Origin of the sequence: Streptomyces sp. NPDC015130 (genome assembly GCF_043080005.1) — a bacterium.
Lineage (GTDB): Bacteria > Actinomycetota > Actinomycetes > Streptomycetales > Streptomycetaceae > Streptomyces.
On the sequence record NZ_JBIBVC010000003.1, the window covers coordinates 102,668 to 116,249 of the forward strand.

The following is a 13,582-nucleotide window of genomic DNA, read 5'->3' on the forward strand; positions in this document are numbered from 1 at the left end:
GCCTGAAGAGGCGCTTGACTGCCGCGCTGGCGGTCGTCTCCTCGGCGGCGGTGCTGCTGGTAGGCCTGCCGTCCGTCGCGTCGGCCGCGCCCGGGGACTACGCGAAGATCACCGGCGGCAAGCGGTGCGACCAGATGCACCTGAAGAGGACCGTCCCGCGTACGCCGAACAACTCGGGTGCGCCGACGGGGGAGCACCACTGGACGAAGTCCGGGCCGGACGAGGAGTACTACTACAACAACGCGTTCAAGGGCTTCGAGAACGTTCCCGCGCCCACCGCCGCCGAGCTGGGGCAGGTCACCGGCAGTCGCGCGGACATCGACAAGTGGGACAAGGCGTATGCGGCCTCCAAGGACCCGGAGGACATGCGGAAGGCGATCTACTCCCGCTACAAGCGGCACCGGACCGAGTCGAACAGCCCCAAGCCGTTTGGCAGTTGGAAGGTCAACCTGATCAGCGCACAGGTCAGCAAGCAGAAGGGGGGCGTGTTCGAGGTCAAGGCGGTTCAGGACTTCAACATGGTCGGCCCCGACTGGCTGTGCGAGGTCACGATCGAGATCTTCGACAAGGACGGCAAGAAGATCGCCTCCCGGCGGTACGACTCCTACAACCAGCGCACCGGTGAGCTGGGGGAGTTCAAGTCCGACGGGAAACGCAAGCCGGCCCAGCTCCGGGCCGACAGGATCATCCTGCGGCACAAGGACGCGAAGTACGACTTCACGCGGCACCGCCTGACGATGTTCACGTCGGAGAAGCCGAACGGCGCCACCCTCCGCGACTACAAGGCCGAGAACGACAAGCTGCGGACGGAGCGGGGGACCGGGAACAACGCGATCCGGATCGCGGAGCGCCGGGCGACCGCGAAGGGCCAGTGGCCGCAGACGAAGTACACGAAGACGTACAACGTGTTCAACCCGCTGCCGAACCGAGGTACCCAGGGCCCGGGCGCCTCGATGGCCTACGGGTCGGGACAGAACCAGGCCCAGGCACGGCAGTTGCAGAACCAGTACCTGGCGGACAACGCCCGGTCCGCGCTCGGCCGGGGCCCGGGCGGGGTGGACTTCTCCACCCTGGAGCTCCAGTACGTCGGCAACCCGGTCAAGGGCAGGGCCCTGGACTACTCCATGAAGGCCGACCTCGTGCCCGACGAGGACGACAACCCGGGCTGGGGCGGACAGGCGAAGCTCGAACTGGCCTCCGACGCCCTGTTCACCTGGCTGGCACTCACCCCGGACCGGCAGTGGGTGAACCTCAACCCCGACCAGCCCGACACCATCATGGACAAGGCGTTCGGTGAGACCGACGCCGGCCGAGTCCTCCTCGTGGCCGACATGGAGATGAAGCGGGACTTCTCCCGCGCCATGGACCCCAAGAAGTCCCCGGGCAGGGAGTTCATGGACGCTGCCCCCAAGGTCGACGGGGTGCCGTGCTGGGGATCGGGACGCAACTGGATCGTTCCCGGCCGGGCGAAGGTGCGCGAGCAGGACGGCGGGATCTACATCCTCGACGCCCCACTGGAGGTCAACCACGCGGCGATGGACTTCGACACCCCCGTACAGGGCGAGGACTGCTCGAAGAAGCTCAGCAAGGAGGAGAACGAGCGCAGCCACCGGCTGATCACCCAGTACCTCGTCCCTCATGTCGAGAAGCAGATCAACACCGACCCCAAGTACGCCGATCTGCGCCGCGTCTACAAGTCCCGCGTCGCGGCCGAGTGGATCCGCCAGCAGGACGCGCGGAAGGCCACCGACTTCCGTCCCCTCATCGACAGCAACGACCTGAAGCGGTGGCCGCTGCGCGGTGAGAACGCCGACTGGGACAAGCGGACCGTGTGGAAGGAGATGGTGAAGTCCTTCACCGAGGGCGACTACACCTATGAATGGCCCCTCGGCGACGGCCGGATCTACACGTTCTTCGTCGGGGGCATCGACTTCGCGAAGGCCCCCAAGCGGAACGTCACCGCGGTCGAGTTCACCGCCCAGCACCGCGAACTGCCCCGCACGACGAAGGACTCCGTCCGCACGGAGACCTCCGCCCGCGACAGCGACACCGCGTTCCTGGGCGGCAACGGCGCCGCCCTGACCGATGACGGCAAGCCCGACCCGACGCCGACCCCGACCACTCCGACGCCGACCCCGACCACTCCGACCCCGACCGCCCCGACGCCGACCGCCCCGACGGACCCGCCCACGTCGCCGACCCCGGCCCCGACCGACCCCGGCAACGGTGACACCGGCGGCAACGGCGCCACGACACCTCCGGCGAACCGACCGGACCCGGACGGCGGCCTCGCCGACACCGGATCGAGCACCCCGATCGGCCTGATCTCCGGCATCGCCGCGGCCATCGCCGCCACCGGCGCGGCCTTGGTCTGGTGGATGCGGCGCCGCCGCACCGCCGAGGAGTAGCCCGAACGAACAGCCCGAACAGAAAGGGCCCCACCCCGGTTCACCCCGGGGCGGGGCCCTGCCCACGTGTCCTGGGCCGTAGGCGTCCAGCTCGTCGCGGCCTCCGAACGACTACTGGTAGCGCTGGGCGCAGAGACGGGGCAAGGTGTGCACGGGAGGCATGATGACCGGCAAGGTGTGTGGGTGGCAGGTGACCGTGTCCCGGGCAACTGTCCATGACGACAACGGAATCACCGCCAGGGCCAACTGTGCCCTCCCCGGCGCTGTGGCGCGGTACTGACATGCGCCGAGTCGTTCTCGTACCACTGCTGGCGATGGCCCTGGCAGGATGCGCGTCTCTCGGTCAGGACACGCTGTGCACCAAGGTCGACGCCGATTCGTCGGTCTCCGCCGTATGGCGGCCTGCCGACTTCGGCGGCCAGGACACGGCGAAGATCCGTCTGTGTGTGGACGGCACCTGCGAGGAGCGGACGTCGGGCAGTCCCGACGACCCGTTCGCGTCGCTGTCGGTCCGCCTTCCCGACGACATAGGTGCAGTCACCGTGGAGGTGCGGCTCACCGTGACGTCCGCGAAGAGCGGTGGCACGGTTGTCGAGGACAGCACGCGGGCCGGACTGACGGAGCAGCACCCCAACGGCTCTTCCTGCCCGCCCACTGTCTGGACGGCGACGTTCCGCGCTCACCCGGAAAAGGGCCTCACTTCACCCGAGGGCATGAAGCTCCAGGGGTGAAACGATCCACGTACGTTACGTCGGCACAGAAAGGTGAGAAGGACCTTGGCCGAAGCCCGGAATCCCCGAGATCGACCCGCATGTTGTCACATCGAGAAGAACAAGTGACGTCGGAGCACTATGGACTTCGAACCCCGCGTGAGGCGTCCGAGATCGTATCCGCGGAGTGGCGGAGAATCCCGGAGATGAGCGAACGGCGCATCGACCCCGCGATCCCGCGCGCATCCCCGGCTGCGGGAGTTGTTTCCCAGGGTCAGTCACGGAGCGCTGTACTTCAGTCGGTGCACCCGGTGAGGCATCCGTGACCCCTCCGGCATCCCGACGGAGTCACCCCGGCGGCGGACCCGCCGTGCAGGAGGGGCACAGCCCGCGGTAGACGATCTCGACGTCGGACACCGCGAAGCCGAAACGCTCCTGCGCGGGCAGGCCGGCCAGCGGGTCGCCGACCGGGTGGACGTCGCGGATGAGGCCGCAGCCGGAGCACACGAGGTGCTGGTGGGGGCGGTGCGCGTTCGGGTCGTAGCGTTTGGCCCGCCCGTGCGCGGAGAGTTCCGCGACCTCGCCGAGCGCGACCAGCTCGCCCAGGGTGTTGTAGACACTGGCCCGGGAGATCTCGGGCAGGCGCCGGGCCGCGCGGGCGTGGACCTCGTCGGCGGTGAGGTGCACGTGCTCGCCGTCGAGGACCTCCGCGACGACACGCCGCTGGGACGTCATACGCCAACCGCGCCCCCGCAACCGCTCCAGCAGGTCACTCATCTTGGTTCACCAGTTCGGGCTCGGCCGGACAGAAGATTCGGTAGGACAAGCGATTCGGTAGGACAAGCGGTTCGGTGGGGCAAGCGATTCGGCGGAACCGGGTACGGGGCCGATAAGGGAACTGCAGAGTACCCGGCAGGGATACGCGCCGGGCTTTTCCCCACCGGCGGGAGCGATATCGATGATCGTACGATCTTTCCCGTTCCCGACCTTTCCCGCCCGGCCCGAGGGGGAAAGTTTCTCGGCCGGCGAAGCCCTGCGTGTTCTCTCCGCCGGGCGGTCCGCGGTGCGCGACCATACGGACGCCGTCAAGAGCGAGCAGCCATACGGAAGCACTGAGACAGGAAGAAGGACGGACGTGTCCGGCAGCGAAAGCGAGAACCCCGCAATTCCCTCCCCCACCCCCGCGCCCTCTCGTCCCAGGACGAACCGGGACTGGTGGCCGAACCAGTTGGAACTCCAGGTTCTCCACCAGAACTCGCCCCAGGCCAATCCGATGGGCGCGGACTTCGACTACGCGGAAGAGTTCGCGACCCTGGACGTCGACGCGCTCAAGCGCGACGTCTTCGAGGTGATGACGACATCGCAGGACTGGTGGCCCGCCGACTACGGCCACTACGGGCCGCTCTTCATCCGGATGAGCTGGCACGCGGCGGGAACGTACCGCATCGCCGACGGCCGCGGCGGCGGCGGTTCCGGCGCGCAGCGCTTCGCCCCTCTCAACAGCTGGCCGGACAACGCGAGTCTGGACAAGGCGCGGCGGCTGCTCTGGCCGGTGAAGCAGAAGTACGGGCCGAAGATCTCCTGGGCCGACCTTCTGGTCTTCGCCGGCAACTGCGCCATGGAGTCGATGGGGTTCAAGACGTTCGGATTCGGCTTCGGCCGGGAGGACATCTGGGAGCCGGAGGAGGTCTTCTGGGGTCCCGAGGACACCTGGCTCGGAGACGAGCGCTACAGCGGTGACCGGGAACTCACCGGTCCTTTCGGTGCGGTGCAGATGGGTCTGATCTACGTCAATCCCGAGGGGCCCAACGGAAATCCGGATCCCCTCGCCGCCGCCCGCGACATTCGCGAGACGTTCGGGCGCATGGCGATGAACGACGAGGAGACGGTCGCGCTCATCGTCGGCGGTCACACCTTCGGCAAGTGCCACGGCGCGGTGGACCCCGAGTACGTCGGTCCGGAACCGGAGGCCGGCCCGCTGGAGCAGCAGGGCCTCGGCTGGCACAACTCGTTCGGCAGCGGCAAGGGCGTCGACACGATCACCAGCGGGCTCGAGGGCGCGTGGACGAGCGAGCCGACGAAGTGGGACAACGGGTACCTGGACAACCTGTTCGCCTACGAATGGGAGCTGACGACGAGCCCGGCCGGGGCGCAGCAGTGGACCCCCAAGGACCCCGCGGCGCAGGGCACGGTGCCGGACGCGCACGATCCCGGCAAGCGGCACGCCCCGATGATGCTGACGACGGACCTCGCGTTGAAGCTGGATCCCGTCTACGCCCCGATCTCGAAGAGCTTCCACGAGAACCCGGACAAGCTCGCCGACGCGTTCGCCAGGGCCTGGTACAAGCTGCTGCACCGGGACATGGGCCCGGTCTCGCGCTATCTCGGCCCGTGGACCCCCGAGCCGCAGCTGTGGCAGGACCCGGTGCCGCCGGTCGACCACGAGCTGGTGTCGGACGGGGACGTCGCCGCCCTCAAGAGCCGGATCCTCTCCTCCGGGCCGACCGTTTCCCAACTGGCCGCCACGGCCTGGGCGTCGGCGGCCAGCTTCCGCGGCACCGACAAGCGGGGCGGTGCGAACGGCGCCCGGATCCGGCTCGCGCCGCAGAAGGACTGGGAGGTCAACGCCCTTCCCGAGGTGGCCGAGACCGTCCGGACCCTCGAAGGGATCCAGCAGGACTTCAACGGTTCCCAGAGCGGCGGGACCAAGATCTCGCTCGCGGACCTGATCGTCCTGGGCGGCTGCGCGGCGGTCGAGCAGGCCGCGAAGAACGCCGGGCACGACATCACGGTCCCGTTCGCGCCGGGACGCACGGACGCGACGCAGGAACAGACGGATGTGGAGTCGTTCGCCGTGCTGGAACCGCGGGCCGACGGGTTCCGCAACTACCTGCCGACGGGTGAGAAGCTGCCGCCGGAGACGCTGCTGCTGGACCGTGCCTGCATGCTGAACCTGACGGCGCCCGAGATGACGGTGCTGGTCGGCGGTATGCGCGCCCTCGGCACCGGCTTCAAGGGGTCCGCGCACGGTGTGTTCACCGACCGGCCGGAGACCCTGACCAACGACTTCTTCGTCAACCTGCTCGACATGGGTACGCAGTGGAAGGCGTCGGCCACGGACGAGAACGTGTTCGAGGGGCGCGACGCCGGCGTGGAGGGCGGCGAACCGAAGTGGACCGCCACTGCCGTGGACCTGGTCTTCGGCTCGAACTCCCAGCTGCGGGCCGTCTCGGAGGTCTACGCGGCCAAGGACGCGCAGGAGAAGTTCGTCCGTGACTTCGTCGCGGCCTGGGACAAGGTCATGAACCTCGACCGGTTCGACCTCGCCTGACGCGACACCCCCGCCGACGACGACCGGATGACCACCGGACGTCGACTCGCTCCCGGGGGCCGCGGTGAGCGCCGCGGCCCCCGGATCGGCTTCGGCGGGCCGTCGGCGGGCCGGGACCCGCCCTGGTCCGTCCCGTCAGCCGAGGGGACGGCGGCGGACCGTCGGCTCGCGCAGGGACGGCGGGGCGTAGCCCGCGTCCCGGGACGACAGGGTGGTGCCCGGGGGAACGATCTTGTCGATCTCGTCCAGGACGTCCGCCGGCAGGGGCCTGTCGGCCGCGCCGAGCTGGGACTCCAGCTGCTCCAGGGTGCGCGGGCCGATGATCGGGGCGGTGACCGCCGGGTGTGCGAGGACGAAGCCCAGGGCCAGCTCGATCAGGGTGAGGCCCGACTGCCCGGCCAGGACCGCGAGCGCCTCGACCGCCTCCAGCTTGACCGCGTTCTCCGCGCTGCCGATCTCGAAGCGGCCCGGCTGGCGGGCCGCCCGGCTCGACTCCGACGGTGCTGCTGACGGCTCTCGCCGGGGCGACCGAGCACATCGGTCTGATCGCGACCGCCTCGACGTCGTACAACGAGCCGTACAACCTGGCCCGCCGGTTCGCCTCCCTGGACCACGTCTCCGGCGGGCGGGCCGGATGGAACACAGACCGGCGGCCGCCGCCGTGTCCGGTGCCGTCGTGTCCGTCGGCGGTGTGGAGGGCGGGGGTGCCGAGGACGGCGGTGCCTTCTCCGGCCCGCCGGTCACGGTGGCCGTGCCACCGCCCGTTCGGGAGGTCAGGTCGAGGTTCATCGAGGCTCCTGGGGTCGGGGGAGGAGGGAGCGGAACGAACTGGCGTGGAAGACGAGGGGGTCCACGTCCCGGTCGAGGCGCAGGTCGTGGACGCGCAGGACGACGATGTCGTGATCACCGGCTCGGATCTCGTCGTCGACCGAGCAGGTGAACCAGGCGGCGGCGTCGTCCAGCAGCACCGCGCAGTCCTCGTCCGCCTGCCACGAGCCCCCGGCGAAACGCTCGTCGGCGGGACCGGCGAGCCGCCGGCACAGCGCCCCCTGGTCCGCGCCGAGCACGCTGACGCCCAGGCGGCCGGCGCGGCGCAGCACCGGCCAGGTGCCGGAGGTGCGCGCCATGCAGACGGAGACCAGCGGCGGCGCGAGGGAGACGGTCGTGAACGAGCTCGCGGCCAGCCCGGCCGGCCTGCCGTCGACCAGGGCGGCGATCGCCGTGACGCCGGTGGGGAACGTGCCGTACACGGCGCGCAGGGAGGTGGTGTCGTGCAGGACGGCGGTCATGCGGGAGCCTCCGAGGAGTGGGCGGGGGACAGCGGCCGCACGGCTGATCCGGCGGGGGACGCGGCCGGCTCCGTCAGGAGCGGGAGCAGGGCGTCGCCGACGCGGGCGATCTCCTGCCGGTACGGGGTGTCCGACAGCACGAAGTGGGTCACGCCGAGCTCGCGGTACCGGTGCAGCGCGTCGGCGACCTCCCGCGCGGAGCCGACCAGCCAGGTCGTACCGGCGCCGCCGCCCCCGTGGCGGCCGGGGGCCGTGTAGAGGCAGCTGTCCAGGACGTCGCCCCGGTCCGCCAGGTCGAGCAGCCGCCGCTGGCCGACGGCCGTGCCGCGCCGGAACGCCTCCTGGGCGCGCGGGTCCTGCCGCGCCATGCGGGCGACCTTCTCCTCCGCCGCCCGCCACGCCTCCTCGGTGGTGTCCCGCACGAGGGTCGTCACGCGCAGCCCGAACTCCAGCGGCCGGTGTCCGCGCCCGACCTCGTCGGACAGCGTCCGCAGCCGGTCGATGCGCTCGGCGACGCCGTCCAGCGGCTCGCCCCAGAACAGCTGGACGTCGGCCTCCTGCGCGGCGACCCGCTCGGCGGCCGGGCTCGCGCCGCCGAAGTACAGCCGGGGGTGCCGGCCCTCCTCGGCGCGCCAGGGACGCGGCCGGACCGTGGAGTTCTCCACCCGGTAGTGCTCGCCCCGGAACGTCACCTCCTCGTCGTTCCACAGGCGGCGCACCAGCTGGAGGAACTCCAGGGTGCGCTCGTAGCGGCGGGCCGGGTCGAACTCGCCGTCGCCGTAGGACGCGGCGTCGTCGAGGCCGCTGACGATGTTGACCAGGACCCTGCCTGCGCTGAGCCGGTCGAGGGTGGCCGCGGCGGAGGCGAAGTTCGCCGGGTGCCAGTAGCCGGGCCGGACCGCGATGAGCGGTTTGAACGTCGTCGTACGGGCGGCGAGGGAGGCCGCGACGGTGAAGGTGTCCGGACGGCCCCAGCCGGTGCCGAGGAGCGCCCCGGACCAGCCGTGGTCCTCGACGGCGCGGGCCAGCTCCGTCGAGTGGTCCAGGGTGTCCCAGCCCTCGACGGTGTCGTCGCCGCGATGCCCGGGCTCGACTGTGTTCGGGATGTACCAGAGGTGTTCGCCCATCTCAGGCTTGCCCTCGGTACTCGGCGGGCGCGGCCTACGCCGCGACCTTCTCGAACCGCCGGTCGAACAGTGCGCCGACGTCGAACTTCTTCACGAAGCCGGCGCCGGACATGAGATCGGCGATCGACTGCTCCCAGGCGATCGAGGAGTCCAGTTCGGCGGGTACAGCGGCTTGCTCCGGGCCTTGACGATCCGTTCGCCGGCCTCGCGGGAGACGCCCTGATCCTTGACGTAGTACGACTCGACCCACTGATCGGAGTTCTCCCAGGACCAGTTGTCGCCCCGGACCCAGATCGGGATGAACGCCCGGATCGCCGCCGCCTTGCGCTCGTCGGCGAGCACCGACGTGGGCGCCCACAGCAGGTTCAGGAGGTCCTGGACGTCGGTGGGCAGGGTGCGCGCGCCGTCCTTCTCGTACTGCTTCAGGTACTTCGTCAGCGACGGCTCGGTCAACGGGGCGAGGTCGACCTGGTCGCCCTGGAGAGCGGTCAGGAACTGGGCGCTGGGCAGCGGCACCAGGGTCACGTCCTTGTGGGAGATGCCGTTCTCGTTCAGCCACTTGAGGATCGTGACGCCCTGCGCCTGGCCCTGGGAGAAGGCGATCCGCTTGCCGACGACGTCCTTCGCCGTCCGGATGTCGCTGCCCGGCCGGGTGGTGGGGATGTAGGTGACCGCGGTGTTGTGCGCGATGGCGACGATCTTGGCGTCGAAGCCGATGTCGTGCGCCTGGATCGGCGGCATCCCGGCGTTGCTCGCCAGGTCCACCGCGCCCGCACGGAAGCCCTGGATGGTCTCGGGGCCGCCATTGAGCCGGACCCACTCGACGGAGAACGGCAGCGGACCGAGCGAGGGTTCGGCGGCGAGCTGCGCCTGCGTCGTGGCCGTTCCGAGCCGGAGGACGGTCTTCTTGTCGGGCGCGACGGTCGGCAGCGCGCCGAGCTGCGTGGAGCCGGCCTGGTCGGAGGAGGCGCAGCCCGCGAGGGCCAGCAGCGCGCCGCCGCCCAGGGCGAGGAATCCCCGGCGGTTCAGGGGTCTTGGGGTGTGCAGGGACATGGCTATGGGGCCTTTCACGTGTCGGCGAGGGAGGGGCCGGGGGATGAGGGACGAGGCCGGGAGCGGAGGGCCGGTGGGGGCCGGTGGGGGCCGGCGGGGTGGACCGAAGGACGGAGCGAGGGGCCGGCGGGGGGGCCAACGGGGTGGACCGAAGGTCGGAGCGAGGGGGCGGCGGGGCCGCCGGCGTCGGCGGCGGAAAGCGGCGGAAAGCGCGGCGCGGTCGTCGGCGGCCCCGGTCGGGTGTCAGGAGGCGGCGGCGACCCGGTGGTCCGCGGTGAACGGGCGCCCGGCGACCGACTCGGACGGGCGCCCGTCCGGTCCGACGGGGACCTCGCCGATCAGCGTGCCCCGGTGCAGCCGGCGCTCGACGTCGAGGTGCTCCAGGTCGCGCGGGGCGAGGTGTGCGGTGGCCCGGTTGTCCCAGAACGCCACGTGCCCCGCCTCCCAGCGGAAGCGCACCGTGTACTCGGGCCGGGTGATCTCGGCGTACAGCAGGTCCAGGATCCGCCGGCTCTCCGCGGCGGTGACGCCCACGATGTGGCTGGTGAACCCGGGGTTGACGAACAGCGCGCGCTCCCCGGTCTCCGGGTGCACCCGCACCACGGGGTGTACGGACACGAGCAGGTTGTCGCTGATCCGGCGGGCGTACGCGCCGTCCTCGCCGACCGGCCGGGCCCCGCCGTACCGGTGCTCGGCGCGCAGCGTGTCCACGAACGCCCTGACGGGGGCGGACAGCCCCTCGTACGCGGCGACGAGGTTGGTCCACTGGGTGTCGCCGCCGAACTCCGGGACCGTCTCGGCACGCAGGATGGACCCGGCGGGCGGGTTCACCGCGGCGGTGACGTCGGTGTGCCAGCCGTCGAAGTAGCTGTACTGGCGCTTGCGGTACTCCTCCCGGAAGTTCTTCCCGTAGCGCTCCTCGAAGCGGCGCGGGTCGATGGTGAAGATCTCCGGGTGGTCCTCCGGCGGGGCGTCGTCGTGCGGGTGGGCATAGGTGAGCTCGCCGAAGTGGTGGGCGAAGGCGATCTGCGAGGCGTGGTCGAGCCGCTGCCCCCGGAAGAAGACGCCCTTGTGACGGTGGAGGGCCTGCTTGATCTCGTCGACGGTCTCGACGGCCAGCGGGCCGGCGAGGTCCACGCCGTCGATGTCGGCGCCGATGTGACCGGCGACGGGACGGACGGTGAGCGTGCTCATGGGGCGAGTCCTTTCGGGCATGACGAAACGAGGGCGGGTGAGGAAGGCGACAGGGCGTGCCGGGACGGTGTCGGGGCGCGCGGCGTCGCCCGGCGGCGCGGGCTCATGGGGGTGCAGGGCTCCCGGCCCGTTGAGGCGGCGAGGCCGGGAAGGAGGCCGGCGCCGGTGCTCCGTCCGGCACTACGGCCAGAGCTCCGGTCGGTGCTCAGCCGTGCTTAGGCCAGAGCTTCGGCCTGGTCCCCGAGGCAGACTCCGATCGGTGCTCAGCTGCGCTCCGGCCGTCCTTCAGCTGGTGAACGCGTCTGATGAGGATGGGAGTTCAGCGGAGACGCACGCCGGGGTCGGTGCCCAGTGCCCCGGCGCGGCGGTACGCGCCGGCGGAGAGCCGGTCAGTGGGTGCGGCAGCGACAGCGACAGCCCAGTCCGGCAAAGTGGTGCGCGCGGAAGGCGTTCACGGGGTGCCGGTCTGCGGCTGCCCGGATCGTGGCCTTCTGCTGTGCGTCCATGGGAAGAGTGTGCTGCTCCCGTGCCGGTACGGGCAATGGTTTCTGTCGGCGCGGAAGAAAACCCTCCCGCCCCGCCCCGCCCCGCTCATCGGGCGCCGCCGCTGGTACGCAGCCCCAACGGGTCCTGGTAGACGGCCGCGAGCACCGGCGCGGTCGCCGCCACCGCGAGCGTGTCCGAGCCGAAGGAACCGGTCCGCACCTGGTCGCCGCCGCTCGCCAGCTCGCGGGTCAGCTCGTCGAGCAGCCGCGGCAGACGGAGGGTGGCGAACTCGGTCAGCACCAGGTCGTCCGGGCGGATCAGATCGAGCAGCGGCCGCACCGCGTGCGCGATCAGCCGCAGGCGGGTGCGGCACAGGTCGAGCGCCCGGACGTCGCCCGCGCGGGCGGCACGCACGAGCAGCCGCAGGTCGGGGTGCGGGATGACGCCCTCGGCGACGGCGCGCCGCGCGACGGCACGGTCGGAGACGGTGACCTGGAGGCAGCCGGTGCGGCCGCAGGGGCACGGCTCCGCCGACCCCGGTACGGGCAGGTGGGCGATGCCGCCGGCGCCGTACCGCCGGCCCTGCAGCAGGACGCCGCCGGTGGCGATCGCCGCGTCCACGGCGTTGCCGACGAAGAGGTGCACCAGGTCGCCGCCGCGGTTCGCGCCGAACAGCAGCTCGGCCTGGGCCAGCGCCCGTGCGTGGCCTTCCACATGGACCGGCAGTCCCACCGCGCGCTGCAGTGCGTGCCGTAGCGGGATGTCGCGCCAGCCGAGCGCGGAGTTCTCGACCAGGACCCCGGCGTCGGGATCGACCCAGCCGCCGGTGGCCACGCCGAGGCCGAGGACGGAGCGCCCGCCGAGATGTCTGCGCAGGAAGCCGGGCAGTCGTGCGGCGACGTCCTGGAGGACCGCCCCGTGCTGCGGCTGCCGTGGCACGTGCTCGTACGCGATGACGTTGCCGCGCAGGTCCGTGAGCGAGAACGTGGGCCGCGGGACGGCGATGTGCACGCCCGCCGCGACGTGGTGCGCGGTCTCGATGTCCAGCGGGATGCGGGGGCGTCCGGGCCGAGGCGCCCGGTCCGGCTCGGGCGGCTCCCAGACCAGTCCCATCGCGAGCAGTTCGGCCGCGTGCCGTGACACGACGGCCGCGCTCAGGCCCGTCTCCCGGATGATCGCGGTGCGGGCCAGCGGGCCTTCGCGCAGGATGGCCCGCAGGACGGCGGCGTCGGGCTGGTCGGCGGCGGGCTTTCCGCCCGGCGTCGCGATGAGCGCTGGTCGCATCGGGATTCCTCGGTCCGGGAGTCGGTCGTACGGTGGCACGGCGGCCCCGGGCAACCGAGAGCACGCACCTGCCGCCGCAGGGCCCGCCCTCCGGGCGGACGACGGGAGTGTGACGACAGGACCTAGGGGTGCGGGGGACAGCTCGACGACGTCATGCCCCGATGCTCGCAAGCGCGAGGGGACCGGTCAACGATCCGGCGTTAAGGGGCAATGACGGTTCTGCGAAGCGCTCCCGGCACGTGCCGGGCTGGCGCCGGAACATCGGCGTCCGGCCGGCAGGAGCCGCCGTACGTCCCCGGAGGATTCGACCCGATTCCGCGACGCGCTCGGCAGGCAGTGCGAGGAATCCGGATATGCCACGCAGGACGGCGCGCTCGACCGCCTCACCCAGCTCTATGCGGAGAAGAAGACCACAGCACCGTCCGTGGCGGCTGCCCGCCGTGAACTGGGTCAGCTGACGGTCGAGGAGTATGCGAAGCAGTGGCGGCCTGCGGGGAGCCCGTCGCAGTCAGGCGAGCTGGGACCCTGCCCTCCACGATGGCTCCGGCGACAGGCCGGCCCTGTCCCGGACCGTCCGGGGCGATGCACCCGTGTCGCAAGCACCGTCAGCTGGGAATCGGCCCTGGGCAACGTCTCTTCCCCAGGTCGCTCGAGGGGTTCCTGTTGACGCTTCATCCCATCGGCGTAGCGTGAATCTAGG

Annotated in this window: 11 protein-coding genes and 1 pseudogene; 5 read left to right on the plus strand and 7 right to left on the minus strand. The window is 71.3% G+C overall.

The window, feature by feature from the left end; translation table 11 throughout:
- The first annotated feature begins 14 nt into the window (after window positions 1-14).
- The 3 genes from ACF08F_RS06825 (at window position 15) to ACF08F_RS06835 (ending at window position 3,433) form a co-directional block, all read left to right on the plus strand.
- Complete coding sequence (locus ACF08F_RS06825; protein WP_392297428.1) at window positions 15-2,408, plus strand: hypothetical protein; 2,394 nt, start codon at window positions 15-17, stop codon at window positions 2,406-2,408.
- A gap of 314 nt (window positions 2,409-2,722) precedes the next feature.
- Window positions 2,723-3,139: a hypothetical protein gene (locus ACF08F_RS06830; RefSeq protein ID WP_392297429.1), complete on the plus strand. Its 417-nt coding sequence runs from the start codon at window positions 2,723-2,725 to the stop codon at window positions 3,137-3,139.
- A 240-nt stretch (window positions 3,140-3,379) separates the two neighbouring features.
- Window positions 3,380-3,433 (plus strand): hypothetical protein, encoded by a 54-nt coding sequence (locus ACF08F_RS06835; protein ID WP_392297753.1) that lies wholly within the window; start codon window positions 3,380-3,382, stop codon window positions 3,431-3,433.
- Between the two features lie 33 nt (window positions 3,434-3,466).
- Here the strand turns inward: ACF08F_RS06835 and ACF08F_RS06840 are convergent, their stop codons facing one another.
- The gene (locus tag ACF08F_RS06840; protein WP_392297430.1) at window positions 3,467-3,895 is read right to left on the minus strand and encodes a Fur family transcriptional regulator; all 429 of its coding nucleotides are present in this window, start codon (window positions 3,893-3,895) and stop codon (window positions 3,467-3,469) included.
- A 358-nt stretch (window positions 3,896-4,253) separates the two neighbouring features.
- Between ACF08F_RS06840 and katG the strand changes: the two genes are divergently transcribed.
- Window positions 4,254-6,449, plus strand: a complete 2,196-nt coding sequence (gene katG, locus ACF08F_RS06845) for a catalase/peroxidase HPI (protein ID WP_392297431.1) — start codon at window positions 4,254-4,256, stop codon at window positions 6,447-6,449.
- 135 nt (window positions 6,450-6,584) lie between these two features.
- Here katG and ACF08F_RS06850 read toward each other — a convergent pair whose 3' ends face one another.
- A complete protein-coding gene (locus tag ACF08F_RS06850) occupies window positions 6,585-6,905 on the minus strand; it encodes an aldo/keto reductase (protein ID WP_392297754.1) in 321 nt (106 codons plus the stop codon).
- A gap of 38 nt (window positions 6,906-6,943) precedes the next feature.
- On the opposite strand from ACF08F_RS06850, the pseudogene ACF08F_RS06855 reads away from it, so the two are divergent.
- Window positions 6,944-7,090, plus strand: a pseudogene (locus ACF08F_RS06855) (LLM class flavin-dependent oxidoreductase); the annotation flags it as partial.
- A 144-nt stretch (window positions 7,091-7,234) separates the two neighbouring features.
- Here ACF08F_RS06855 and ACF08F_RS06860 read toward each other — a convergent pair.
- The 5 genes from ACF08F_RS06860 to ACF08F_RS06880 all read right to left on the minus strand — a co-directional run bounded on the left by ACF08F_RS06860 (window position 7,235) and on the right by ACF08F_RS06880 (window position 12,882).
- Window positions 7,235-7,738 (minus strand): flavin reductase family protein, encoded by a 504-nt coding sequence (locus ACF08F_RS06860; RefSeq protein WP_392297432.1) that lies wholly within the window; start codon window positions 7,736-7,738, stop codon window positions 7,235-7,237.
- On the minus strand, window positions 7,735-8,865 hold the full coding sequence (locus ACF08F_RS06865) for an LLM class flavin-dependent oxidoreductase (protein ID WP_392297433.1): 1,131 nt from the start codon (window positions 8,863-8,865) through the stop codon (window positions 7,735-7,737). Before ACF08F_RS06865 ends, ACF08F_RS06860 begins: the two co-directional genes overlap by 4 nt.
- A gap of 90 nt (window positions 8,866-8,955) precedes the next feature.
- Window positions 8,956-9,918: an ABC transporter substrate-binding protein gene (locus ACF08F_RS06870; RefSeq protein WP_392297434.1), complete on the minus strand. Its 963-nt coding sequence runs from the start codon at window positions 9,916-9,918 to the stop codon at window positions 8,956-8,958.
- Between the two features lie 243 nt (window positions 9,919-10,161).
- The gene (locus tag ACF08F_RS06875; RefSeq protein ID WP_392297435.1) at window positions 10,162-11,112 is read right to left on the minus strand and encodes a TauD/TfdA dioxygenase family protein; all 951 of its coding nucleotides are present in this window, start codon (window positions 11,110-11,112) and stop codon (window positions 10,162-10,164) included.
- A 591-nt stretch (window positions 11,113-11,703) separates the two neighbouring features.
- Window positions 11,704-12,882 carry an ROK family transcriptional regulator gene (locus ACF08F_RS06880; protein WP_392297436.1) on the minus strand — a complete coding sequence of 393 codons (1,179 nt, stop codon included), beginning with the start codon at window positions 12,880-12,882 and terminating at the stop codon, window positions 11,704-11,706.
- Window positions 12,883-13,582 lie beyond the last annotated feature (700 nt).